22 protein-coding genes and 1 tRNA gene are annotated in these 26,407 nt (G+C 40.3%); 17 read left to right on the top strand and 6 right to left on the bottom strand.

Annotation, left to right across the window (positions count from 1 at the left end; all coding sequences use genetic code 11):
• Positions 1–4: 4 nt before the first annotated feature.
• Positions 5–1,465 (bottom strand): cardiolipin synthase, encoded by a 1,461-nt coding sequence (gene cls / locus HMPREF2732_RS02450; RefSeq protein WP_070590815.1) that lies wholly within the window; start codon positions 1,463–1,465, stop codon positions 5–7.
• An 18-nt stretch (positions 1,466–1,483) separates the two neighbouring features.
• Between cls and HMPREF2732_RS02445 the strand changes: the two genes are divergently transcribed.
• Positions 1,484–2,161 (top strand): TIGR01621 family pseudouridine synthase, encoded by a 678-nt coding sequence (locus tag HMPREF2732_RS02445; RefSeq protein ID WP_070590812.1) that lies wholly within the window; start codon positions 1,484–1,486, stop codon positions 2,159–2,161.
• 10 nt (positions 2,162–2,171) lie between these two features.
• On the opposite strand, the gene HMPREF2732_RS02440 is transcribed toward HMPREF2732_RS02445, so the two are convergent.
• On the bottom strand, positions 2,172–3,482 hold the full coding sequence (locus HMPREF2732_RS02440) for a cation:proton antiporter (RefSeq protein ID WP_070590810.1): 1,311 nt from the start codon (positions 3,480–3,482) through the stop codon (positions 2,172–2,174).
• A 233-nt stretch (positions 3,483–3,715) separates the two neighbouring features.
• Between HMPREF2732_RS02440 and xthA the strand changes: the two genes are divergently transcribed.
• A complete protein-coding gene (gene xthA / locus HMPREF2732_RS02435) occupies positions 3,716–4,519 on the top strand; it encodes an exodeoxyribonuclease III (RefSeq protein ID WP_070590808.1) in 804 nt (267 codons plus the stop codon).
• A gap of 9 nt (positions 4,520–4,528) precedes the next feature.
• Entirely contained in the window at positions 4,529–5,302 is a 774-nt protein-coding gene (locus tag HMPREF2732_RS02430) for a TIGR01619 family protein (RefSeq protein ID WP_049365825.1), read from the top strand.
• Positions 5,303–5,434: 132 nt separating this feature from the next.
• Here the strand turns inward: HMPREF2732_RS02430 and HMPREF2732_RS02425 are convergent.
• Positions 5,435–5,510, bottom strand: a tRNA-Asn gene (locus HMPREF2732_RS02425).
• Positions 5,511–5,910: 400 nt separating this feature from the next.
• Here HMPREF2732_RS02425 and uvrB point away from each other — a divergent pair.
• A complete protein-coding gene (uvrB, locus tag HMPREF2732_RS02420; protein ID WP_070590806.1) occupies positions 5,911–7,947 on the top strand; it encodes an excinuclease ABC subunit UvrB in 2,037 nt (678 codons plus the stop codon).
• 36 nt (positions 7,948–7,983) lie between these two features.
• Here the strand turns inward: uvrB and HMPREF2732_RS02415 are convergent, their stop codons facing one another.
• Complete coding sequence (locus HMPREF2732_RS02415; RefSeq protein ID WP_070590803.1) at positions 7,984–9,375, bottom strand: DegQ family serine endoprotease; 1,392 nt, start codon at positions 9,373–9,375, stop codon at positions 7,984–7,986.
• 414 nt (positions 9,376–9,789) lie between these two features.
• Here HMPREF2732_RS02415 and aroG point away from each other — a divergent pair, with 414 nt between their 5' ends.
• Positions 9,790–10,881, top strand: coding sequence for a 3-deoxy-7-phosphoheptulonate synthase AroG (aroG, locus tag HMPREF2732_RS02410; RefSeq protein WP_070590801.1), 1,092 nt, complete (start codon positions 9,790–9,792; stop codon positions 10,879–10,881).
• Between the two features lie 121 nt (positions 10,882–11,002).
• Entirely contained in the window at positions 11,003–11,920 is a 918-nt protein-coding gene (locus HMPREF2732_RS09750) for a LysO family transporter (protein WP_186821524.1), read from the top strand.
• A gap of 80 nt (positions 11,921–12,000) precedes the next feature.
• Here HMPREF2732_RS09750 and hypF read toward each other — a convergent pair whose 3' ends face one another.
• Positions 12,001–14,268 carry a carbamoyltransferase HypF gene (gene hypF / locus HMPREF2732_RS02400; RefSeq protein ID WP_070590799.1) on the bottom strand — a complete coding sequence of 756 codons (2,268 nt, stop codon included), beginning with the start codon at positions 14,266–14,268 and terminating at the stop codon, positions 12,001–12,003.
• 13 nt (positions 14,269–14,281) lie between these two features.
• On the bottom strand, positions 14,282–14,557 hold the full coding sequence (gene hybG / locus HMPREF2732_RS02395; protein ID WP_005696275.1) for a hydrogenase maturation factor HybG: 276 nt from the start codon (positions 14,555–14,557) through the stop codon (positions 14,282–14,284).
• Positions 14,558–14,900: 343 nt separating this feature from the next.
• On the opposite strand from hybG, the gene HMPREF2732_RS02390 reads away from it, so the two are divergent.
• The 11 genes from HMPREF2732_RS02390 to hycI are packed head-to-tail and all read left to right on the top strand — an operon-like array spanning position 14,901 to position 26,270.
• Positions 14,901–15,500, top strand: a complete 600-nt coding sequence (locus HMPREF2732_RS02390; protein WP_014065505.1) for a 4Fe-4S dicluster domain-containing protein — start codon at positions 14,901–14,903, stop codon at positions 15,498–15,500.
• Positions 15,501–15,537: 37 nt separating this feature from the next.
• Complete coding sequence (hyfB, locus tag HMPREF2732_RS02385) at positions 15,538–17,559, top strand: hydrogenase 4 subunit B (RefSeq protein ID WP_049373257.1); 2,022 nt, start codon at positions 15,538–15,540, stop codon at positions 17,557–17,559.
• A gap of 10 nt (positions 17,560–17,569) precedes the next feature.
• The gene (locus HMPREF2732_RS02380) at positions 17,570–18,532 is read left to right on the top strand and encodes a respiratory chain complex I subunit 1 family protein (RefSeq protein ID WP_049357464.1); all 963 of its coding nucleotides are present in this window, start codon (positions 17,570–17,572) and stop codon (positions 18,530–18,532) included.
• A gap of 11 nt (positions 18,533–18,543) precedes the next feature.
• Positions 18,544–19,989 carry a hydrogenase 4 subunit D gene (locus HMPREF2732_RS02375; RefSeq protein ID WP_070590797.1) on the top strand — a complete coding sequence of 482 codons (1,446 nt, stop codon included), beginning with the start codon at positions 18,544–18,546 and terminating at the stop codon, positions 19,987–19,989.
• Between the two features lie 15 nt (positions 19,990–20,004).
• Positions 20,005–20,643 (top strand): hydrogenase 4 membrane subunit, encoded by a 639-nt coding sequence (hyfE, locus tag HMPREF2732_RS02370; RefSeq protein ID WP_005697594.1) that lies wholly within the window; start codon positions 20,005–20,007, stop codon positions 20,641–20,643.
• 4 nt (positions 20,644–20,647) lie between these two features.
• Entirely contained in the window at positions 20,648–22,186 is a 1,539-nt protein-coding gene (locus tag HMPREF2732_RS02365) for a hydrogenase 4 subunit F (RefSeq protein ID WP_049373261.1), read from the top strand.
• A gap of 20 nt (positions 22,187–22,206) precedes the next feature.
• Positions 22,207–23,937: a hydrogenase large subunit gene (locus tag HMPREF2732_RS02360; RefSeq protein WP_049365604.1), complete on the top strand. Its 1,731-nt coding sequence runs from the start codon at positions 22,207–22,209 to the stop codon at positions 23,935–23,937.
• A 12-nt stretch (positions 23,938–23,949) separates the two neighbouring features.
• The gene (locus HMPREF2732_RS02355; protein WP_070590795.1) at positions 23,950–24,597 is read left to right on the top strand and encodes a formate hydrogenlyase complex iron-sulfur subunit; all 648 of its coding nucleotides are present in this window, start codon (positions 23,950–23,952) and stop codon (positions 24,595–24,597) included.
• Complete coding sequence (locus HMPREF2732_RS02350) at positions 24,594–25,370, top strand: NADH-quinone oxidoreductase subunit B family protein (protein ID WP_070590791.1); 777 nt, start codon at positions 24,594–24,596, stop codon at positions 25,368–25,370. The genes HMPREF2732_RS02355 and HMPREF2732_RS02350 overlap by 4 nt, the downstream gene beginning before the upstream one ends.
• 44 nt (positions 25,371–25,414) lie before the next feature.
• Positions 25,415–25,822 carry a formate hydrogenlyase maturation HycH family protein gene (locus tag HMPREF2732_RS02345; protein ID WP_070590789.1) on the top strand — a complete coding sequence of 136 codons (408 nt, stop codon included), beginning with the start codon at positions 25,415–25,417 and terminating at the stop codon, positions 25,820–25,822.
• Positions 25,812–26,270 carry a hydrogenase maturation peptidase HycI gene (gene hycI, locus HMPREF2732_RS02340; protein ID WP_083304333.1) on the top strand — a complete coding sequence of 153 codons (459 nt, stop codon included), beginning with the start codon at positions 25,812–25,814 and terminating at the stop codon, positions 26,268–26,270. The genes HMPREF2732_RS02345 and hycI overlap by 11 nt, the downstream gene beginning before the upstream one ends.
• The last annotated feature ends 137 nt before the right edge of the window (positions 26,271–26,407 follow it).

Genomic DNA, 26,407 nt, shown 5'->3' with positions numbered 1-26,407 from the left:
AAAATTATAGTAATGGACTAAAGAAGAAAAATAATCGCTCGATGATTCGATGATAGAAAGGGCGATTGATCCATTCTTGCATATTAAGCGCGGAAGAATTCGCTAAATAATTTTCGTGAAGCATTGCTACTTCATTGGCAAAATTACGATCTTCTACAGCAATAGTGACTTCAAAATTAAGCAAGAAGCTACGCAAATCCATATTTACTGTACCAATAAGTGCAAGTTTATTATCGATTAACACACTTTTAGTGTGTAGAAGTCCTGCTTCAAAATGATAAATTTTGACACCGGCCTCGAGTAAATCATCAAAGAACGTCCGACTCGCCCAATGAACCATCAAGGAATCATTTTTTTTAGGTAAAATAAGCGTGATATCAACGCCACGGAATGCAGCAATACGTAGTGCCTCAGCGATATTGTCACTTGGTACAAAATAAGGTGAGGTGATCACAATGTTTTCTCTTGCCGCATAAATTACTGTTGCAAGGGATTGTGCAATTAAATCATCCGGGAAAGCTGGACCACTCGCAATAACTTGTACGGAGTGGGTATCATTGTCATCAATTTCCACAATCGGACAATTGGGTAATAAAAGGGGTAATTCTTCCTTGGTTTCAATTTCCCAATCCCAAGCATGTAAGCTGTTTAAAATAGGCGAAACAGGGCCGTTAATTCGCACCATTATATCTACCCAATTACCCACATTACTTTCTTGTTTGAAGAAATTGGGGTCCACCATATTCATACTGCCTGTGTAAGCAATTTGGTTATCAATCACGATAATTTTACGGTGTTGGCGTAAATCAATTCGGCTGAAGAACATTCGGAATAAGTTTACGTGTAGTGCTTCTGTAATCTCAATCCCTTTCGCTCGCATTTCTTTACAAATAACACTTTTAAGAAAGGCTCTACTACCAACGGAATCCAGTAAAAGACAAACTTTTACGCCACGTTGCACAGCTTCTTCTAACGCTTGTTTAACCTCATTAATTAACCCATCATTACTCCAAATATAAAAGACCATATTAATGGAATGGCGAGCTTGTTGAATATCACCGATGATACTTCGAATAATGGTTTCCGGGGTATCGAGAATATGTAATTCATTTCCTCGAATATTCGGAATGCCTAAGCGTTGGTGGACTAATTTAAATAAAGCACGATAACGTGGGTCTTTAGAGTGAGTGACCACATCTTTTTGCTCTGAAAGCAGATTAAGCCATTTGATGTATTTAGGTTTTAACAACTGAAATGCTTTGGCACGGCGAGCACCGAGTTTCACTTCACCAAAAATTAAATAGGCAATGACACCAATCAGCGGCACGAGGTAAATAATCATCAGCCATGACAACGTAGCGGAAACCGCTTGTTTTTTGACGAGCAACCGCAAGGTGACAGAAATAACCGCCACCCAAATTAACACGGGAATAATATAAACCAGTATAATATGTTCAAAATTCATTAATTTTTAACCACACTTATGAAATTAGACATTGTTTATCAGACTGATGATTTTATCATTATTTACAAGCCTTGTGGTCTGAGCGTGCATAAAGATCAAAGCGAAATTGGTTTAACCACTTTGCTTGCTGAGCAGCTTGGCGTGTCACAAGTTTGGCTTGTACATCGGTTAGATAAAGTGACATCAGGTTTACTCATTTTAGCATTAAACGCCGAAAGTGCGGCTGAATTTTTCCGACTTTTTTCTGAACACCATATTCAAAAAACTTATCTCGCTCTTAGCAATCAGAAACCCAAAAAGAAACAAGGATTGATTGTAGGGGATATGCAAAAAGCCAGGAACGGAGCCTGGAAACTCTGCCAATCGAAAGAAAATCCCGCGATTACTCGTTTTGAAAGTGTAAGTTGTGAGCCTAATTTACGATTATTTATCTTAAAGCCACAAACAGGCAAAACTCATCAATTGCGTGTAGCGATGAAAAGCTTGGGTAGCCCTATTTTAGGCGATGCACTTTATGGTAAAAACACTGAAAATATTGACCGCACTTATTTACACGCTGCAAGATTGCAATTTGAATTTAAAGGTCAGGCATTTGATGTGTTTACTCTTCCTAAAGAAGGGGAGTGGTGGCATCGTGAAGGTGTTATGTCTCAGATTCAAAAAATAGGCTCAGCAAATGCTGAGCCAAAGATATAAACGTGATTGATTATTTCGCTAATCCGATACCTGTATAGCCACGTTCACGCATGGTGGCTTCTTTTGATTTACGAATTAAGGTTTCAATTGTCATGCCTTGTACGAGAATTGAAAATGCCACAACCGCATACGTCATACCTAAAATAAGATCGCGAACATCCATTTCTAATCCTTCAATATAAAATTGGCCACTTGGAATAGAAAGCGCCATAGCGAGTGCTAATCCGCCTCGTAATGCGCCCCAAGTGAGCACTTTCATCGTGTAAGGGTTGTATTTACGGTAGCGTTTCATGACTTGGAATGGTAGCCAAACACTGGCATAGCGACAGATTAAACAAACCGGAATAGCAAGAAAAATTAAGATTAACCCTTGCCAAGACACATGAATCAATAAAATCGCTAAACCGATTAAGATGAAGAGTAAGGAATTGAGAAAGTGATCGATCATTTCCCAAAAGTGATCTAAATAGCGTTGGCTTTGTTGAGAAAAGCCGGTGTATCTTGTCCAGTTACCAATTAAAATCCCCGCGACAACCATGGCTAATGCACCTGAGACGTGTAAGAGATTAGCCAGCATAAAGCCCGCAGTAGGTACGATTAAGGTTAAGAGAATTTCTAACGAACCATCATCAGTGGCTGAAATCAGATAATGGACGAATAGACCTAAAACCAATCCAAAGGCAATCCCACCTAAGGCTTCTTTAAAAAATAAATGAAGAATACCGTTTGCTGTCGGTTCATGACCGCCAAATGCGACAGCAAAAACAGTGGTGAAAATCACCAAGCCAATCCCATCATTAAAAAGTGATTCGCCTTCCACCTGCATGGATAAGCGTTTTGGTGCTTTTAAGTTTTTAATAATGGCAAGTACGGCAATAGGGTCATCAGGCGATATGAGTGCACCAAATAAGATGCAGTAAATTAAATCAATATGCCAGCCGAAAAGTAAGGCAACGCCATAAAGTAGAAAACCAATAAAAAAGGTGGAGGCAAGCGTTGAGAAAAGAGCGAAAGTGGTAATTTCCCATTTTTGATTGTTCAAGACCGGAAGTTTAATGCCTAAGGCGCCGGCAAAGAGTAAAAAGCCTAAAATCCCATTTAATAAGAAATCTTTAAAATCAATGCGTTCAATGACGCGAGTGGCGATATCATCCAAATTAAACCAGCCGAAATATCCCAATAACACCAGGAAAAGCGAGCCAGCCATAGAAGTGGCGGTGATGGCAATGGTATATTGGATATTATCGTTCAGTTTGCGTGTGATAAAACTGATAAGAATGGCTATTGTGGTGAGGAAACACAAGTAAGTATAAATATTCATAAAATGATCCGAGTAAAGTAATAAAAACGCCGCCAGTATAAGCAAGTTAGTTTTATTAATAAAGTGCGTTTTTAGGAAAAATTTTAATGAGAAAGAAGGAGCAAATTCATTTGAGTGCAACTGAAGCGTAATCACATTAATAGGCGTAACTTCTTCTGTTACAAGAGGAAAAGTGCGGTTAAGATTTCAATTATTTTGTATAATAGACCCAATTTTTCACATTAGGAACAAAAATGAAATTTATCTCTTTTAATATTAATGGTTTACGTGCTCGCCCTCATCAACTTGAAGCAATTATTGAAAAATACCAACCGGATGTGATTGGTTTACAAGAAATCAAAGTAGCAGATGAGGACTTTCCTTATGCGATTACTGAAAATCTGGGTTATCACGTTTTTCATCACGGACAAAAAGGCCACTATGGTGTAGCGCTCTTAACCAAACAAGAACCTAAAGCGGTGCGTCGTGGTTTTCCAACAGATAATGACGATGCGCAAAAACGTATTATTATGGCGGATTTAGAAACCCCATTTGGTTTGTTAACAGTAATTAATGGCTATTTCCCGCAAGGCGAAAGCCGTTCACATGAAACTAAGTTTCCAGCAAAAGAAAAATTTTACGCGGATCTTCAACGCTATTTAGAACAAGATCACGATAAAGCCAATCCGGTTTTAATTATGGGTGATATGAATATTAGTCCAAGTGATTTAGATATTGGTATCGGTGATGAAAACCGCAAACGTTGGTTGCGTACTGGCAAATGCTCATTCTTACCCGAAGAGCGTGAATGGTATCAACGCTTATACGATTATGGATTGGAAGACACGTTCCGCAAATTAAACCCAACAGTCAATGACAAGTTCTCGTGGTTTGATTATCGCTCAAAAGGTTTCGATGACAACCGTGGATTACGTATCGATCATATTTTAGTGAATCGTCAATTAGCAGAACGTTGCGTTGATGTTGGCATTGCATTAGATATTCGTGCAATGGAAAAACCGTCCGATCACGCACCAATCTGGGCAGAATTTAAATAGGAAAGCAACATGGATATGGCAAATTGGCAGAATTACCGTTCACAAGTGAATGGCATGCCTGCCGTGTTTACCGCAAATATTGAAGATTTAGATGTTTATCATGGTAAGCATCTTAGTAAAGTTGTGCAATTTACCGTGCCTTATCAGGGAGATGAGGACGGTTTGCCGAATGAAGACGAATATGAAAAATTGATTAATCGTCTTTTTAAAATCCTTGCACAATTGACCGCACTTCCAAATGTTTTCTTTGCAGGGCATTTTATTTGCAACCATCAGGCAAAAATGCATTTTTATTGTGAACACGATGCTTTGCTTAAAGAAACGCTTCAGCAGCTTGATTTTGTCTCAGAAATCAATGTGCAGGATGATCCCAATTGGGATACCTATTTCGATTTCTTATTGGCTTCTCCATTGGAAATGAAATTAAATGCGACGGAAGAGATTTTGAGTATGCTGAATAGCAAAGGGCGTAATTTAAGTGATACTTATTTGATTGAGCATACTTTCCATTTTGATGAAGAAGAAAAAATGTTTCCCTTTATGGATGAACTAACGCTTGGAAAAGTGTCTTTTAGTACGCTGAAATATTCAAGCCAAGCCATCCAGACGGAAGAAGATGAACAGCCTTATTTCATGGTGAAATTGGAGCAAGAGCTTTCATTAGACAGTAATGAGATCTTCGAGTGGGTAGAGCGCTTTGAAAAATTAGCTATGGAGTTTTCAGGCGACTATATTGGCTGGGAATGTGATAACTTAATGGATGACCGCTCATCATTAAATTAGCCTGATAATTCATCAAATAAGCATTGATTAGATAAAAATAAAGCCCATCAACACGATGGGCTTAAATTCTTTTGGCTACAAATTTAGGATTCGTAAAAGGAGACAAACGAAAGCTAAACCAAAAGAGAAATTTGGCTCCTCCTGCGGGACTCGAACCTGCGACATATGGATTAACAGTCCACCGTTCTACCGACTGAACTAAGGAGGAATAAATTTGGTATCACAAAGAATAGGCGCGCATTTTAATGAGCGACCTGTCGCTTGTCAATACTCAAAATGAAAAAAATGACAAAAAAATTTACCGTTTTTGCTATCCACAAAGCCTGTGGATAACTTTGTGGATTGTTTTTGTTTAAAATGGTCAACCACTGGTGCAGACTGGCTTTGTCTCAAATTGTTCATCTATTAGCCATTCGTTGATATTTGTTTAAATATCAATACGTTACATAAAGTCCAGCAAAAAAAATAAAATATTTTTCAATTTTGAAGTGTTTCAGACTTGACACGCCTAAGTATGTGTAAAACTTGGATTTTTATCACTCAATTTGGAGCAATAAATGTGCTAAAATAGCTCCACTTATAAAATACCTAAAAAATTGACCGCACTTATGGCAGAGAAAATCAATACTAAGCCTTTTATCCTTCATTCTGATTTTAAACCTTCCGGTGATCAACCCCAAGCAATCGAAAAATTAGTCGAAAATTTAGAGGATGGTTTGGCTCATCAAACCCTTTTAGGGGTAACGGGGTCAGGTAAAACATTTACCATTGCAAATGTCATAGCGACATTAAATCGCCCGGCGATGTTACTTGCCCCAAATAAAACCCTCGCTGCTCAGCTTTATGCGGAAATGAAAGCGTTTTTTCCTGAAAACGCAGTGGAATATTTCGTCTCATACTATGATTATTATCAGCCAGAAGCTTACGTACCGAGTAGTGATACCTTCATTGAGAAAGATGCTTCAATTAATGATCAAATTGAACAGATGCGTCTTTCTGCCACGAAGTCATTCTTAGAACGTCGAGATACTATTGTAGTGGCGTCCGTATCAGCGATTTATGGTTTGGGTGATCCAGATAGCTATTTGCAGATGATGTTGCACTTACAACAAGGTGCAATTATCGATCAACGTCAGATTTTAGCGAAGTTGGCAGAATTGCAATATACAAGAAACGATCAAGCCTTTCAGCGTGGTACATTCCGTGTGCGTGGCGAAGTGATTGATATTTTCCCTGCGGAATCTGACGATCGAGCAGTACGAATTGAGTTATTTGATGATGAAATTGAACGTTTAAGTTTATTTGATCCTTTAACGGGCACAAGTTTTGGCACTGTTCCACGTTTTACGGTGTATCCGAAAACCCACTATGTGACGCCAAGAGAGCGTATTTTAGATGCCATTGAAAAAATCAAAGCGGAGCTTGTGCAACGCCGTGAATATTTCATCAAGGAACATAAATTGCTGGAAGAGCAGCGTATTACCCAACGTACACAATTTGATATTGAGATGATGAACGAGCTAGGCTATTGCTCAGGTATCGAAAACTATTCACGCTATCTTTCAGGCAGAAATGAAGGCGAACCGCCTCCGACATTATTTGATTATATGCCGTCTGATGCGATTTTGATTATTGATGAATCGCACGTAACTGTGCCGCAAATTGGTGGGATGTATCGTGGAGACCGTTCTCGTAAAGAAACCTTGGTGGAATATGGTTTCCGTTTGCCTTCTGCATTGGATAACCGTCCATTACGCTTTGAAGAGTTTGAGCGTTTAGCACCACAGACGATTTACGTTTCTGCAACACCAGGCCCTTATGAGTTGGAAAAATCAGGCAGTGAAATTGTCGATCAGGTAGTACGTCCAACGGGCTTACTCGATCCACAAATTGAAATTCGTCCAGTATCCATTCAAGTGGATGATTTGCTCTCCGAAGCGCGTCAAAGAGCGGACAAAAATGAGCGTGTTTTAGTGACAACGCTGACGAAGAAAATGGCAGAAGATTTAACGGATTACTTAGATGAACATGGCATTCGTGTGCGTTATTTGCATTCTGATATTGATACGGTTGAGCGTGTAGAGATTATTCGTGATTTACGTCTAGGCGAATTTGATGTATTGGTTGGTATCAACTTGCTACGTGAGGGCTTGGATATTCCTGAAGTTTCTCTTGTGGCGATTTTAGATGCGGATAAAGAAGGTTTCTTGCGTTCTGAGCGCTCTTTAATCCAAACTATCGGCCGTGCTGCTCGAAACTTAAATGGTAAAGCAATTTTGTATGCTGATAGCATTACTAAATCTATGGAAAAAGCCATTACCGAAACGAATCGCCGTCGTGAAAAACAAATGAAATACAATGAAGAGCACGGCATTGTTCCACAGGCATTGAATAAGAAAGTGGGCGAGTTGTTAGATATTGGTCAAGGTGCAAATCAAAAAGCCAAATCGAAACAGCGTGGTAAAACAGCAGCTGAACCGACCGCACTTTACAATGCGCCTAAATCAGCCAAAGAATTCCAACAACAAATTAAGAAATTGGAACAACAAATGTATAAATTTGCTCAAGATCTCGAATTTGAAAAAGCCGCTGCTGTACGTGATCAACTTCATCAATTGAGAGAGCAGTTTATGATATCTGAATAAAGAAAAAGAGCGGTCAAATTAACCGCTCTTTTTATTTTATTGCACTAATAAGTAGAAGTTGTTTTTGCCACGTAAGATATTGAGTGCAACAGCAGATGGTTTTTCATCTAGCGCTTTGCGTAAGTCTTGCGTGCTTTCAATTGGCTGACGGTTGATGCCGATGATGATATCACCTGATTTTAAACCGCGTTGTGCTGCCATTGAATTTGGCTGTACTTTACTAATTTCTACACCTTTAACACCTTTTGCATCGTAGTTGTTTAAGGTTGCACCATCTAGTGCAGGAAGTTCTGTTTTACTTGCCGTTTGAGAGCCATCGTCTGCTTGTAAAGTCACTTTTACGTTGTCAGTTTTGCCATCACGTAAATAAGTGAGTTCAATTTCTTTACCTGCACCAGAAGTTGCAATTTTTGCACGCATTTCGGCGAAGCTTGAAATTTTCTGACCATTCATTGCAGTGATCACATCACCCGCTTTCAAGCCAGCTTTTTCGGCAGCAGAATTTGGAATGACTTCACTCACAAATGCACCTTGTTGCGCACTAACATTAAAGGCTTTTGCTAAATCGGCATTTAATTCGCCACCTTTAATACCGAGTAAACCACGGCGTACTTCACCAAATTCTAAGATTTGTTGCACAAGGTTATTGGCTTGGTTGCTTGGAATCGCAAAGGCAATTCCGGCGTTACCACCACTTGGAGAAATAATCGCGGTATTAATACCAATTAATTCACCTTTTAAGTTCAATAATGCGCCACCAGAGTTACCACGGTTTACCGCCGCATCCGTTTGGATATAGTTTTCATATGCACCGCTATCTGAACCAGTAGAACGACCAAGTGCTGAAACAATACCTGATGTCACGGTTTGGCCTAAACCGAATGGGTTACCAATAGCAACGGTAAAATCACCGACACGTAATTTATCGGAATCAGCCATTTTGATCGCAGTGAGATTTGCTGGTTTTTCGATTTGTACTAAAGCAATATCTGATTGTTCATCTTTTCCAACGAGTTTGGCTTTGAACTCACGTCCGTCTTGCAATTTTACGGTGATTTTATCCGCACCATCTACCACGTGATTGTTAGTTAAAACATAGCCTTTATCTGCATTGATGATCACGCCAGAACCTAAACCTCGGAAGTTGCGTGATGCACCACGATCTCCACCAAATTGTTCGCCAAATTGATCACCAAAGAAAAATTTAAATTCTTCTGGAATATCATCAGGTAATGCTGAACGGCTGTTTGCTTTTGCTTTGCCTTCAACAGAAAGGGTCACAACTGCTGCTTGTGCTTTTTCTAACATGGGCGCAAGGCTGCCTTGTTCGACAATTTCATTTGGAATAGCCGCTTGAGCGGATAAAGAGGTTGCAAACACGCTTAAACCTAATGCTATACCGGTTAATACAAAATTTCTTTTCTTCATAGAGTTCTCCAAGTAAAAATAAATGACTGAATAAGTGTTCAATCAGACAAAAAAATGAGGGGGATGTTCAGTAAAAACAAGGGCATTGAAAAAATATTTTTAAAAAGTGTGGTAGATGTTGAAATTGTTCTTTTTGCCCGCATTTATCTAAACCTCTTTGTTAATTTGAAGGATAAAAGAATCATTCTGTTTAAATAGGGCTGGTACAACCTATTTTTACGTCAAAAACCTTGCCAGCCAAGGCGGAAATATAGTTTAATAACGCCCTATTTTACTGCTTAGGTAGTATAAATTTTACGCAATCACATAATAATTGTGTAACAATTCAAATGAACTAGTTTACTAGTACAAAAAATAGGTGTAGAGTAACGCCATTAGATTTAAGCACAACATTTAAGATTTAGAGAGTGACATATGGCGACGAAGAAAGAAGAAATCGAAGTAAAAGTTGCAAATGATGATACCCGAATTGAAAAAGTCGATCAGGTATTGCCTCCCATTGCCTTATTAGAAAAATTTCCAGCAAGTCAAGAAGCTGCAGATTTAGTTCATAAAACCCGTTTACATGCACACAATATTATTCATAGGAAAGATGACCGTTTACTTGTGGTAATTGGTCCTTGTTCTATTCATGATCCTAAAGCCGCATTAGATTACGCAAAACGTTTAAAAGTATTACGTGATAAATATAAAGATACACTTGAAGTGGTGATGCGCGTTTACTTTGAAAAACCGCGTACAACAGTGGGCTGGAAAGGGTTAATTAATGATCCTTATTTAAATGATACCTATCGTTTAAATGATGGTTTGCGTATTGCACGTAAATTATTATCTGACATCAATAACTTAGGCGTACCATCAGCCGGTGAGTTCTTAGATATGATCACACCACAATATGTAGCTGATTTCATGAGCTGGGGTGCAATTGGTGCGAGAACAACTGAATCTCAAGTACACCGGGAATTAGCGTCAGGTTTATCTTGTGCTGTGGGTTTTAAAAATGGCACAAATGGTGGTGTGAAAGTGGCATTAGATGCAATGGGCGCAGCAGAAGCTTCCCATTATTTCTTATCTGTAACAAAATTTGGTCATTCTGCTATTGTTTCAACAAAGGGAAATGAAGACTGCCACATTATTTTACGTGGTGGCGATAAAGGCCCTAACTATAAGGCGGAAGACATTGCAAAAGTTTGTGCAGAGATCGAAAAATCAGGTCGTATTCCACATGTAATGGTTGATTTTAGCCATGCAAATAGTAGCAAACAATTCAAAAAACAAATGGACGTTTGTGAAGATGTTTGCCAGCAAATTTCAGGTGGTTCAAAACAGATCTTTGGTGTCATGGTAGAAAGTCATATCGTTGAAGGGCGTCAAGATTTAGTCGATGGTAAAGCGCAGACTTACGGACAAAGTATCACTGATGCTTGTATTGGTTGGGAAGATACAGAAATCGTGTTAAAACAGTTATCTGATGCTGTATTAGCACGTCGCCAAGTAAATGGCTAATCAGTTTAATTTTCAGATGATTAAAAGTGCGGTTGATTTGACCGCACTTTTTTTATGCGCTTTGAAAAAGAGGACGAAAAGGGGTATGCTAGCTTCAATGGAATAAGAAAGGAGAAGTATGATGCAGGATATGATAAATGGCTTATTAATTGTCTTAATACCAATGGTGTTAGGTTATTTATTAAAGGTCAATAATAAATCCTATATTGCAAAAATTAATCATATCGTGATGTTTTTGCTTTACATCATTCTTTTCTTAATGGGCTATTTACTCGGCCAGTTAGATGATTTAGAGCATAAATTGCCGATTATTGGCACAACTGCGGTAACACTATCTGCGATCATTTTGGGATCCAATCTGATTGGTTTGATGCTTTATGACCGCTTTAACCCGGCTGAGCCACTTAAATCACAAGGTAAAATTGATTCTCGCTGGCACTCCTTAATTGACTCGCTCAAACTTTCCGGCACAGTGGTGATTGGTACCCTTTGTGGTTTCTTATTCAAATCCTATCTCATGTTGCCTACTGGAATTAATCTGTATGTATTGATCGTATTGATTTTCTTTGTAGGAATTCAGCTAAGAAACAACGGCATTTCCTTGAAAGAAGCTCTGTTCAATAAACGAGGTTTCCAAACGGGGATGGTGTTTACGTTTACCTCGTTACTAGGTGGTGTGATTGCCGCTTTTGTTTTAGCGATGCCAATTACACAAGGACTGGCGTTTGCTTCTGGAATGGGGTGGTATTCATTATCCAGCGTGGTATTAACCAATGCATGGGGACCAGTACAGGGTAGTATTGCCTTTTTTAATGACTTATCCCGTGAAATTGTCAGTTTATTTGTCATCCCATTATTTATGCGTCATTTCCGTTCTACTGCAATTGGGATTACGGGGGCGACAGCAATAGATTGCACCTTGCCAATTATTCAAAAAGCGGGAGGTATTGAAGTCACGCCAATTGCGATTTCATTCGGATTTGTCACGAATATTCTGCCACCGTTACTACTAGTTTTCTTTTCCAGTATTCCGCTATAAAAAGAAATACAAAAAAAACAAAAGAGTTAATCGTTATTTTTCGATTAACTCTTTTTCTTATATTTTAATATTAAGGAGTATCAATTTCTGTGCATGGCAATAACAGCCTGACCTAAACTGAGTCCGCCATCACCCATCGGTAGTTTATGCGCACTCAGTACATGGAATTCGCCCAGATGTTCTTTTAATAAGCGACGTAGCAGTTGGTTATGCATCACACCACCAGATAACACGATAGTACGGCATTGGTGCCGGCGTGCTTGGTTTGCAGCAAGTTCAGCAAAACCTTGGGCGAGAGCATAATGAAAGGCAAAGGCTTTATCTTCAACAGGCGCATGGTAATTCAACCAACTTTGCCAAAAGTACGCCAAATCCAGTTTATTGCTTATAAGTGGAATTTTTACTGGAATATTGACCGCACTTTGTGCTTGTGTCACCAAAGACGAGGTGTTTGCTAGTGCTTCTAAATGACAGGCAGCTTCGCCCTCCCAAGAAACAATGGTTGGTGCAATACCGAGAGCATAAGCTACGGCATCAAATAAACGACCCGCAGATGATATAGGTGGACAATTGAGTCCGCGCTCAATGGCATTAACTAATATTTGCCAATTCGGTTCAGTGCAAGTTTTTGTGAGTATTTCTTGCCACTGTGGCACAAATTGATGCAGGTGAGCCAACCAGTTTCGCCAAGGTTGTTTAGCTGCAAGATCGCCACCTGGTAGAGCAACAGCCGGCAGACCACCTAAATATTGACTATGTTGATAGTCAACGAGTAGGCATTCGCCTCCCCAAAGTTGTCCATTTTCCCCCATGCCGATACCGTCTAGTGCAAGACCAATTACAGGTTCATTACAATGATGTTCGGCCATTACGCTGACAATATGAGCATGATGATGAAGTACTTCGATGGGGGGGATTTGTTGCTGTTCGGCAAGTTTTTTCCCGATAGAAGATGAAAAATAGCCAGGGTGAGCATCCACCGCGATAATGTCTGGTTTAAATTGGTAAATCTGCTGAAATAATGCAAGGTTTTCACTTAATTGTGACCGCACTTGCTCATTTGCAGTATCACCAATATGTTGGCTCAGTACGGCTTTATTGTGACGTAGTAAGCAGAAGGTATTTTTCAGATCAGAACCCAACGCCAACACATTTTTTGTGCTTTGTGTTTCAAGTGGTATTTCATCGGGCACATAGCCTCGAGCACGACGTAGTGTTTCTAATCCATCGAAGGCAACGCGAACAAGGCTATCATCAGCACGTTGTAGAATATCGCGATTGTGACAAAGATAAAAATCCGCTAAATCAGCTAATTGTTCCACTGCATGTTCATTTTTCAATACAGGAGGTTGCCCACTGGCATTCGCAGAGGTCATGACTAGCGGACGATTAACCGCACGTAACAACAAATGTTGTAGTGGATTACTTGGAAGCATGACACCGATTTCTTGCAAGTTAGGTGCGATGTTATCAGCAATATTGGGTACTTTATGTTTTGCTAGCAGTACAATCGGAGCTGCACTGCTGGTTAGCAATTCTGTTTCTTGAGAACTCAAATCCTGTAAAAACGGCAGATCAGGCACCATAATGGCTAATGGTTTTGTGGGACGATGTTTCCGTTGACGTAATAAATCAACCGTCTTTTGATTATTCGCATCACAGGCCAGATGAAAACCGCCTAAACCTTTAACCGCGACGATGTGACCTTGTTGCAATAAAAGTGCGGTCTGTTTTAGTGCTGTTTCATGAGTAGCAAGCGTTTGTTCTCGATCTTGTAACCAGATATGAGGGCCGCAGACCGAACAAGCATTGGGTTGAGCATGAAAACGACGATCAGCGGGATTTTTGTATTCTTTTTCACATTGTGGGCAAAGCGGAAAAACAGACATCGCCGTGTTTTTTCGGTCGTAAGGAATTGCCTTGATGATGGTAAAACGCGGACCGCAATGGGTACAATTGGTAAAGGGGTAGTGATAACGTCGATTGTTGGGATCGAATAAGTCAGCTAAACAATGTGGACAGGTTGCTGCATCGGGAATAATTTGCGTGTCCATTTGATTGTTTTCGCTTTCCCGGATAGTAAAGCTTGTTACTGTGGCTGCTTCAGGCCAATCTATGGTGCGCTGAGTAATGTCAGTAATTTGCGCTAGAGGTGGGAGTTTATTTTGTAGGTCGGATAAAAATTGCTCAAGTGCATTTGCTGGTGGAGAGACAAAACGAATTAACACGCCTTGTCCATCATTATTGACATCTCCATTTAATCCATATTGATTTGCCAGAAGCCAGACAAAAGGGCGAAATCCCACGCCCTGAACTTTTCCTTTTATGCGTAATTCGATCCCTTGCATAACGCAATCCTGTTTATTTTTGATTGAGACCAAGAAAATCGCCGACTTCGTGTTCTAGCTGGCTCATGGCAATTAAGGCTTCTTGAGTCTGTTTGGCTTCTTCTTCATCAATAATTGTCATGGCAAAACCCACATGTACGAGAACCCATTTGCCAACTAGAGGTTTTGGGTCATCCTGACAAATTAATGAAATATTAACTTCTCTTTTTACTCCGCAGACATCGACTACAGCAAGCTGTAATGCGCTGTCAGCTACTTGAATGATCTGTCCCGGAATACCTAAACACATAATCTGTCCTTAGTTTGAATGTTTATGAGATGAATTGTTTATTGTGCACCAATAAACATACTGCGAAGGGTAAATTTTATCACGTAACCACTTAAATTTGTATAGCGATATTTCAAATAGGATGATGTCTATTGTTGAAAATCTGTTCACATTTTTAACATAAAATTATTATGTTTCACTGTTATTTAACAGGTCCATCACAGTAATGGAAAAACAATGGAAATCTTTTGATCTTAATCACAATTTTTTGAATTACTTCTTGAGCTTTACTTTTCGACAGGAGTATCCTTACTTCTAGAGTGGTTATTGTAGAAACGTTATTTACATACAAGGAGGGGAATGTATGAATCGTTTTGTAATCGGTGATCCGAAGGATTGCATTGGATGCAACACCTGTATGGCCGCTTGTAGCGAAGTGCATAAAGCTTTCGGATTACAATCTTTTCCACGCTTACAAGTCATGCGTAATGATGATGTAACCGTGCCAATTCTCTGTCGTCATTGTGATGATTCGCCATGTGCTACCGTGTGTCCAGTGCATGCAATCACACATATTAATGACACCATTCAACTTAACGAAAGTCTCTGTATCGGTTGTAAACTTTGTGGTATTGCTTGCCCATTCGGTGCAATTACCCAACATGGTTCTGCACCGATTGACGCACCTACTTATTACGAAGGGTTCTCCTTCACCGATGCGGTAAAACGAGATATTCGTACAGCACCAGATAATACAGATTTACACAATATGCTGGCATGGCAACCAGGCGTGAAAGCCATTGCGGTGAAATGCGATCTTTGCTATTTCCGTGAAGATGGTCCGGCTTGTGTACAAACCTGTCCGACCAAAACCTTATTTATTATTAGTGATGAGAGTATCAAGCAGGCTAACGAAAGAAAACGTGAAATGGCAATGGTTTCTTCGCCTGCTATTCCAAGATAATTAGTGTGTTTTAACTTGTAATCAATGGAGTGATATTATGAGTTTACCTATCAATTTACTCATCACGACCCTGTTGATTTATGTCGTAGGTGCGTTTATTTCGCTCGCAGTGAGACGAAATGAACAACTTTCAATCAATATATCCGGCGTGACCGGTGTACTTGCTGGAGTGTTAGGTATTGTTGCCTGCATCCCCGTTCTGATCAGCAGCGACACAGTCGTTGATGTTTTCAAAACCCCATTTGAATTTGCCTCGTTCTCCATCCGTATTGACGGATTGGCAGCGTTTATGGTGTGTGTCATTTCTTTATTAGTGATTGTGACCGCACTTTATTCTTTCTCTTATGTAAAAGAATATAAAGGTAAAGGCGCAGGTTCCATGGGCTTCTTTATGAATTTATTTATCGCTTCCATGGTTGCGTTAGTTACCAGCGATAATGCGTTCTACTTCCTTGTATTCTTTGAAATGATGTCATTGGCATCTTATTTCTTAGTCCTTACCGAACAAGATGATAATGCCGTAAATGCAGGCTTGCTTTATTTCTTTATTGCGCATGCCGGTTCGGTATTAATTATGATCGCCTTCTTCATTTTCTACTGCTATGCCGGTAGCTTTGAATTTAGCGCATTCCGTCAAACTACTTTACCGGCACCGCTTGCCTTTACCGCCTTTATTTTGGCATTTTTAGGTTTTGGTGCCAAAGCAGGGATGATTCCATTACATAGCTGGTTACCAAAAGCTCACCCAGCTGCACCTTCTCATGCCTCAGCGATGATGTCTGGAGTGATGGTAAAAATTGGTATTTTCGGGATCATTAAAGTAGGTGTTGATCTTCTCGGTTCTACCAATGTTTGGTATGGCGTTATCGTACTTGGTTTCGGTGCAGTATCTTCCGTACTCGGCGTACTTTATGCCTTGGCAGAACATGACATCAAAAAACTCTTGGCTTATCACACGGTAGAAAATATCGGCATCATTATGATGGGTGTAGGCGTTGGTATGATTGGTATCGCGACACATCATCCAGTATTAGCAACCGTGGGCTTACTTGGTGGGTTATACCACTTACTTAACCATGCTGTATTCAAAGGCTTATTATTCTTAGGTGCAGGCTCTGTAATGTATCGTTTGCATACTAAAGACATGGACTTAATGGGTGGCTTAGGCAAACTTATGCCTTACACTGCGTTCTGTTTCTTAATTGGTACCATGGCGATTTCTGCATTGCCACCATTTAATGGTTTCGTCAGTGAATGGTTTACTTATCAATCCTTGTTCACATTAAGCCAAAGTGATGACTTCGTATTAAAACTTGCCGGTCCAATTGCCATCATTATGTTGGCATTAACGGGTGCGTTAGCAGCACTTTGTTTCGTGAAAGTGTACGGTATCAGTTTCGGTGGTGCACCGCGTAGCGAAAAAGCAGCCAATGCACGTGAAGTGCCAAAACCAATGGTGATTGCCATGGCGGTATTAGCGTTATGTTGTGTGTTGCTCGGTGTTGGCGCATCTGTTGTAACGCCAATAATTGCGAAAATTTCGACCGCACTTGCTCATAGCGAACCGCTAATGTTGGCTCAAAATGGCGTGGTGGTCGCACAAGCTGAACCGCATACCGCGCTTTCAACACCGATGGTGACTATCATGCTATTGGCATTCTTCTTCTTGCCATTTAGTTTTTACGCCTTCACCAAAAATCAACGTTTATCCGATCGTGCAAAAGGCAATCCATGGGCTTGTGGTTATGCTTATGAACAAGATATGGCGGCCTCTGCAGGTAGTTTCACTCGTCCGTTGCGTACGATTTTCAAATCACTTTATACCTTGCGCGAAGTGTTGGATCCCGCACCTTTAGGTGATAAAGGTATCCAAGCGGTAATTAAAGGTGCAACAAAAGCTGAACCTTTCTGGGAAGAAAAAATGACGATGCCAATCGCTCGTTTTATTCCTTGGTTAGGAACTAAAATTCAATGGTTGCAACAAGGTGATTTCCGTGTGTACTGTGTGTACTTCGTGATTGCCTTGGTGGCAATACTACTTTCCATTGCGTTGATGTAGGAGGTTGAAGATGATTACGTTACCTTCAGAAATTGCAACATCTGCCGGAATGTTTGTTTTTGCCATTGTGCAAGCCTTGATTTTGCTTGCCCTTGCACCGTTATTTTCCGGTATTTCACGTATGATCCGTGCTCGTATTCAATCTCGTCGGGGTCCTGGCGTGTTACAAGATTATCGTGACATTGCAAAATTAATGAAACGTCAAAACATTTGGCCAGACAATGCGGGGTGGGTTTCTAAAGCGATGCCTTATGTGCTAATTAGCACAGTGATGGTGGTTGCCATGAGTTTGCCTTTATTTACTCGTATCGCACCATTTGGCGCTGGCAGTGATTTAATCACCGTGATTTACTTATTCGCCTTGTTCCGTTTCTTTTTCTCAATTGCGGGTTTGGATTCAAACAGCACATTCTCAAGTTTAGGGGCAAGCCGTGAAGTCACATTAGGTGTTTTGGTAGAACCTATTCTCATGTTGGCATTCCTTGTGATTGCTTTAATTGCCGGTTCAACCAATTTTGCGGTTATCGGTAATGCACTTTCCGAAAATACTTGGCAATATCCAATTGCGACAGTGATTGCTATCGCCGCAGCATTCTTCGCCGTGTTTATTGAAATGGGGAAAATTCCATTTGACTTGGCAGAAGCGGAACAAGAATTACAAGAAGGTCCATTGACTGAATATTCTGGTCCAGCACTCGCCTTATTAAAAGTCGGCTTAAGCTTAAAATCTATGGTTGTAGCATCTATCTTTGTGAGCGTGTTGCTTCCGTTTGGTATCCCAACAGAGATGAGCTTAAGTGCGGTCGTTTTAGGCGGTGTTTTATTCTTCGTGAAATTATTAGTGGTGTTCGTATTGGCTTGTGTCTTTGAAAACACACTCTCTCGTACCCGCTTTATGTTAACAGGACGTTTAACCGTAGTCGGCTTCGGCATTTCTGTGTTAGCGTTTGTATTTTACTTCACAGGGTTGTAAGGAGGACAAATATGGAACGTTTAGCTCTGATTACAATCATTTTACCTTTCGTAGGAGCGTTTATTGTCGGTTTGAACAAAAAACACTTTGCTCAAATTGCCACTGTATTTGCAGCGCTTGCTACGTTAGGAACCATGTTAGTTGCTGGGCAATGGTTTGCCGATGGTCATCAAAGCGTCACTTATGACATCGTCGCTTTTGATAAAACTGCGATCTTTGGTGTTACTCTTGATGCAGTCAGTACATTAATTGCCTTTGCCGTTGTGGCCTTGGGTTTCTTAATCTGCTTATATTCTTGCGGATACTTAACCGATAAAAACCGTGAGCACCCACATAATGGGTTACCACGTTTTTATGCATTCTTGCTTATCTTTATTGGTGCCATGGCAGGTTTGGTGTATTCCTCAACTTTAGCAGGACAATTATTGTTCTTCGAAATTACTGGGGGATGTTCTTGGGCATTAATCAGTTATTACCAAACACCAAAAGCCCAAGCCGCTGCAATGAAAGCCTTGATTATTACCCATGTTGGTGCAATCGGGTTATATATTGCTGCAGCCTATTTGTTCAGCCAATCAGGTACATTCTCCATCACAGCATTAGAGCATTTAGATCCGAGTGCGAAAACCATTGTGCTATTTGGTGTGATGTTTGCTGCGTGGGGTAAATCAGCGCAATTACCAATGCAAATTTGGTTACCGAATGCGATGGAAGCACCAACACCGGTGAGTGCATATTTGCACGCTGCATCAATGGTTAAAGTTGGGGTATATATTTTCGCTCGTTCAGTTATGTCTGCTGGTGAGATTCCACATATTGTGGGTGAAGTCGGCATCATCATGGCGATGATTACCTTAATTTATGGCTTCTTAATGTACTTGCCACAAACTGACTTAAAACGTTTATTGGCGTATTCAACCATTACCCAACTTTCTTATATTTTCATTGGGATTTCTCTTGCCGCATTAGGCTCTAAATTGGCCTTTGTGGCAGCGATTAGCTATATCTTCAACCATGCTTTCGCGAAAAGCTTATTCTTCTTGGTTGCTGGTTCATTAAGCTATGCAACAGGAACCCGCTCAATGCCATTGTTACGAGGTATTATGCGTACAATGCCAGTGGTCGGTGCAGGATTTGGTGTTGCAGCATTAGCTATTGCTGGGGTACCGCCATTTAACGGATTCTTCAGTAAATATCCATTATTTGCGGCCGGATTTGAATTAGGCAATGAATATGGCTGGATTACTTGGTTAATGGTACTTGCTTTAGTTGAATCTACCGCGACATTCGTGTGGTTGTTGTATAAATTCGGACAATGTGTCATCGGTAAACCATCAGAAGCAGTTGCCAATGCACAACCTATACCATTCTCTATGCGTTTTGTGTTAGTTGTATTAATGGTGATGTCCGTGGTGTCCAGTTTTATCGCCGCATATTGGCTAGGTTTGGCTGGTTAGGTTAAGGAGGAATCTATGTTAATGATAAATGGACTTGCGTGTTTACTCATTATTACCTCTCTTTGCGTAATTATGGTTCGAACCGCCAAAAAAGCTGCGTTATTTTATAGTTTGCAATCATTGGTGTTGGTGTTACTGTTTGTCTATCTTGCCAATGAAATGCAAGCCCACGAACTTTATATGTGGTCAATTAGCGCATTTATTACCAAAGTGGTTTTGGTGCCAGCAATTTTAATCTATGCGATGAAAAAAGTTGATGAAAGTCAAACTCCAGCTGGAATAAATGTCGCTTGGTTGATCCCGATCACAGCAGTGATAGTTACATTGTGCTACTTTGTTGTTGTCCCAATCGATTTACCGTTGGTTGCACATCTTAAACCAGCATTATCAGTGTCATTAAGTCACTTCTTATTAGGTTTAGTATGCATTGTTAGCCAACGCAATATCGTAAAACAAGTATTCGGTTATTGTTTGATGGAAAACGGTTCTCATCTCACATTAGCCTTATTGGCAAATAAAGCACCTGAGTTAGTGGAAATCGGAATTGCCACAGATGCTATTTTTGCCGTCATCATAATGGTGGTGTTGGTAAACAAAATTTATCGTACATTCCATTCATTAGATGCAAAACAACTTATGAGTTTGAAGGGGTAACGCTATGTATGAACAATGGATAATCGCGTTATTAATCGCACCTTTAGCAATATCACTTGCCAGTTTCGCTTGTGGCGTGACAAAAGCACGGACAATTTGTACCGCACTTCATGTTACAGGTTTGATTTTGATGTTAGCATTTGCCTTACAAATTATTAATGGCGTGTTAACTCAGGGGGAAATCAGTGCATTAAATAACTGGGTTTACATCGACAGTCTATCTGCTATTTTCTTAGGTCTCATCGCTATTGTCGGAACATTAGCCGGTATTTATTCTATCGGCTACATTGGTACGGAATATCGTGAAGGGCATCTTGATTTGAAAACATATTGCAATTATTACGGCTTTTTGCATTTGTTTTTCTTCACCATGATTATTTCTGTGATCACCAATAATGTGATTTTGATGTGGGCAGCCATTGAAGCAACCACATTAAGTTCTGCATTTTTGGTCGGCACATACAAACAAAAAACCTCTCTTGAGGCAGCATGGAAATACATCATTATTTGTTCAGTTGGGGTGGCGTTTGGATTGTATGGCACAATTTTAACGTTCTCTAATGGAACAAATCTTTTAGCAGATCCAAGCCAAGCTATTTTCTGGACAGAAATCAATCAACAGGCAGCGGGTTTGAATCCAATGCTCATGTATCTTGCTTTCGCCTTTATTTTGGTTGGGTTTGGTACTAAATGCGGTCTATTTCCAATGCATACTTGGTTGTCTGATGCACACAGTGAGGCACCAAGTCCAGTGAGTGCGATTCTATCTGCTGTATTATTGAATTGTGCCATGTTGGTGGTATTGCGTTATTACATCTTAGTTTCTAAAGCAGTCGGTTCTACATACCCGCAAACCTTATTGTTGGTATTTGGTTTACTCTCTGTATTAGTGGCGGCGTTGTTTATTATCGTCCAATTCGACATCAAACGTTTATTGGCATATTCCAGTATTGAAAACATGGGGTTAATTAGCTTTGCCTTTGGTTTAGGTGGCCCAATCGGTGTATTTGCGGGTTTATTACATACTATCAACCATAGTTTAGCGAAAACCTTGTTATTCTGTGCTTCAGGTAACATATTATTAAAATATAAAACCCGTGATATGAACCAAGTACGTGGTTTATGGCGTGTGGCACCCATGACAGCGGTATTATTTGCCGGTGGTGCATTAGCACTAGGTGGTATCCCACCATTTAACGTGTTCGTCAGTGAATTCAGTATTGCTGTTGCCGGTATTTACGCAGGTAAAACTTGGTTAATGGTGTTCTGTTTAATTTTACTCACTATCGTGTTAGCAGGATTGTCTTTAATGGTATTAAAAACTGTATTAGGCAAACAACCGGATAATGTTGAAGTGGGGGATGTGAACAAAGTTTCACTCGTGGCGATGGCAATTTTACTGTTATTCATGTTTATTATGGGTATTCATATTGCCGAACCAATTTTGCAGTTATTAAAAAGTGCGGTCGGAATTGTACTCGGATCTGAACAAGTGTCTTTTGGTGAAATGTTAGTTTTACCTTGGCAAAGTTTAGCGCAATGATCGACAGGAGGGATAAATATATGGAATTAACTAAAAATACATCAGTCGATCCAGCCAAAATGATTGGCAAAAATTACATTGAAGCAGTCAATGCAAAATTTCCAAATACCATTTTGGATGAGGAGTGGTCAACACCAAATCAGGTTACACTTACCATTAAAACCAATATGTTACCTGATGTTGTTGAATACCTTTATTATCAACATGAAGGTTGGTTACCTTTGGTATTCGGGAATGATGAGCGTTCAATTCATGGCAACTATGCAGTGTACTACGTGCTTTCCATGGAAGGGGAAGTGAAAACTTTTATCACCATTAAAGCCTTAGTTGATCCTGTGAGCTTAGAATTTCCGTCTGTGACACCAAAAGTCAAAGCGGCGGTTTGGGGCGAACGTGAATTATTCGATATGTATGGTTTGAAAGCCGTTGGTTTACCTGACCAACGTCGCTTAGTGTTGCCAGATGATTGGCCGGATGATCTTTATCCATTACGTAAAGACTCAATGGACTATCGTTTACGTCCCGATCCGACAACCGCGACAGAAACATACGAATTTATTAACGAAAAAGGCGAAGCACGTATTGTTCCACTTGGCCCGTTACATATCACTTCGGATGAACCAGGACATTTCCGTTTATTCGTGGATGGGGAAGATATCATTGATGCGGACTATCGTTTGTTCTATGTGCACCGTGGTATGGAGAAATTGGCGGAAACCCGTATGGATTACGACCAAGTTAACTTCCTTGCTGACCGTGTGTGTGGAATTTGTGGTTTCACACATAGTGTGGCCTATGCTAATTCCGTAGAAAGCGCTTTGGGGATTCAAATTCCAAAACGTGCTGAATGGATCCGTGCGATTTTGTTAGAAGTAGAACGTTTACACAGTCACTTATTAAACTTAGGTCTATCTAGCCACTTTACCGGCTTTGATACCGGCTTTATGCAATTCTTCCGTGTTCGTGAGAAATCCATGACCTTGGCTGAAGTGCTAACTGGTGCACGTAAAACCTATGGTATTAACCTTATCGGTGGTGTGCGTCGCGACATGTTGAAACATCAACGTGAGCAATGTATCAAGCTTATCGGTGAAATGCGTGAAGAACTCAAAACCTTAACCGATATTTTATTAAATACACCGAATATGGAACAACGTACGGTAGGCGTTGGTGTCTTGGCAAAAGATATCGCTCGTGACTTCAGTCCGGTTGGTCCAATGATTCGTGGTTCTGGCTTTGCGCGTGATGTGCGTAAAGTACACCCATTCTCCGGTTATGGCGATATCCCTTTCAATCTCTTCACTGAAGCAAATGGTGATGTATTATCCCGTGTGAAAGTGCGGATTAATGAAGTGTTTGAGTCTATGAATATCATTGATTACATGGTGGACAATTTGCCGAGTGGTGAAATCTTAAAAGAAGGTTTCAATTATACGCCAGGACGTTTTGCTTTAGGGATTACGGAAGCGCCACGTGGTGAGGATATTCACTGGTCAATGCTAGGCGACAACCAAAAACTTTTCCGTTGGCGTTGTCGTGCTGCCACTTATGCTAACTGGCCAACCTTGCGCTATATGTTGCGTGGCAACACTGTGTCTGATGCGCCACTTATTATTGGTAGTCTTGACCCTTGCTATTCTTGTACCGACCGTGTCACCGTGGTGGATGTACGTAAACGCAAAGCGAAAACCGTGGATTATAAAGAGATTGAACGCTACGGTATCGAACGTAAAAATTCACCATTGAAATAGGGGAGGCGGAAAATGTTTAAATTACTAAAAACGGTATTTAAAGCCGGTGATGTTACCACCAAATATCCGTTCAAACCTTATGAAGTTGATGATGATTTTAGAGGAAAACCGGAACTCAATTCTGATCAATGTATAGTCTGCGCAGCTTGTACCATTGCCTGTCCAGCCAATGCGTTGACCATGAGAACGGATCCAGTGACAGGCGAACGTACCTGGTCATTATTCCTTGGTCGTTGTATTTTCTGTGGCCGTTGCGAAGAGGTTTGCCCAACTAAGGCGATTCGATTAACACAAGACTTTGAATTATCAGTGACCAATAAACAGGATCTTTTCCAAGAAACCACCTTTTCTACAGTGAGCTGTCAAGAGTGTGGTAAACCGTTTATCTCTTATAAAGAGCTGAATTACACCATTGATTTATTCAAACAAACTTTGGATAAACCAGAATTAGTGAAACAAAAATTGGCGGAGTTGCATACTTGTCCGGTTTGTAAACGTCAGCACAGCTTAGAAAAAACCGCGAATATGGAATCCAACATGCGGATGAAATTAATCGACTTTAAAGAGCCGATTCGCTTGAATTTCAAAAAAGCACTCGAACAACGAGAACAAAGTGCGGTTGATGTACCTAACGTTTTAGCAGGAGGCGAAAGACGATGAACACACAAATTCCAATGCCGGTCAATGGCATATCAACACCGTTTAGTATTGATGAAAATATTGCCAAAATGAAACAAACGTTGCTGAAAGATATTCAACGTTCAGCTTACGTTTATCGTGTGGACTGCGGCGGTTGTAATGGGTGTGAAATCGAAATTTTCAGTACCATTACGCCAACATTCGATGCAGAACGTTTTGGTATTAAAGTGGTTGCTTCACCTCGTCATGCAGACATTTTATTATTCACCGGTGCGGTTACCCGTGCGATGCGCACACCAGCAATGCGTGCTTACCAAGCTGCGCCCGATCCTAAAATCTGTATTTCTTATGGTGCTTGCGGTTGCGGCGGCGGTATTTTCCACGATCTTTATTGCGTTTGGGGCGGTAGTGATCAAATTGTACCAATTGATGTGTACATCCCTGGCTGTCCTCCAACTCCAGCAGCGACCATTTATGGATTCGCAGTAGCACTTGGTTTGCTTGATCAAAAACTCAAAGGTAAACAAGAAAAAGCTGATCCTAACGCAGAAGCTAAATTGCGTTTCCCAACCATTCCGTTAGATTTGCGTATTAGTCTTGAACGTGAAGCACGTCGTCTTGCCGGTTATCGTCAAGGCGGCAACATCGCTAACCAATTTATGGCAATGATGACAGAAAATGATAAAGTGCCATTTGGTGTACGTTTAGGTGAATACCTAGAACGCGAAGCTGATCCGCGTTTAAGCGAAATCGTCAATCGTTTGCATGCGATTAGTATGCCGTTTTCGGGATAATTAATGATGGGGCAAGTGATTGCCCCTATAAAAATGGGAATGTTATGACAACGAAAGTCTTTTTCTATTTATTAAACGAGCGTTTCGTCGAAAATGATGAACAAGTGCCAGAGCAAGCAAAACAGGTGATGTATTACTCTTTGGCGATTGGTCACCATGTTGGCGTAATTGATTGTTTTAAAAAATTACTGGTTTGTGACTACGATGCTTATCAACGTTTTGTAGATAGCTTTCCAGAAGGGGATGCTAAACGTAAATTTTCCGGCTTAATGCGATTCGGTGAAATAGTGATTGATTCTAGCCATGTCAATTTATTGGCGAAAGCGATGGATGAAAACAAAGCCAATTTCACCCCAGAACATCAAGAGTGGGTCGAAATCCTCATGGATACGTTAGCATCAATTCAGCGTGAACCTGTGATGTATATTATGGTGAAACGTCGTGACGAATAATGTGATCTTAACCGTTGGCAACAGTATGATGGGGGATGACGGTGCGGGTCCTTATCTCTATCAGTTATTAAGTGAAAATCCATTGCCAAATTGGACCGCACTTGACGGCGGCTCAGCCCCCGAAAATGTTGCGCATATTGTGCGAGATATGAAACCCGATCTGCTTTTGATTTTTGATGCGGCTGATATGGAATTAGCACCGGGTAAAATCCGAATCATTGAAAAAGAGAGCATTGCGGAAATGTTTTTTATGAGCACGCATAATATGCCGCTCAATTACCTTATCGAGCAACTGGAACAAGATATTAAGCAAATTGTCTTCGTTGGTCTTCAACCGGATCTTGTTTCTTTTGGCTTTCCGATGACAGACGGCGTAAAAGAGTCTGTGCAATTTATGTATGATTTTTTAAAAGAGGGAAGATCGCTTGAAGAGATTCCTGTTTTGTAGAAAAAGTGAGGGGGATTTTCTAAACATATTTTAAAAATATTACGAAAACCTGTTTTATATCAATAAATCCATGTTTTTTGTAAGACTATGAACTGATTTTGGGTGTAATATATACCCAGAATTAATTATTCTAATTC

The organism is Haemophilus sp. HMSC061E01 (genome assembly GCF_001810345.1).
GTDB lineage: Bacteria > Pseudomonadota > Gammaproteobacteria > Enterobacterales > Pasteurellaceae > Haemophilus_D.
Note: the sequence above shows the minus strand (reverse complement) of the source record. Positions and strands in the feature narration are given on the sequence as shown.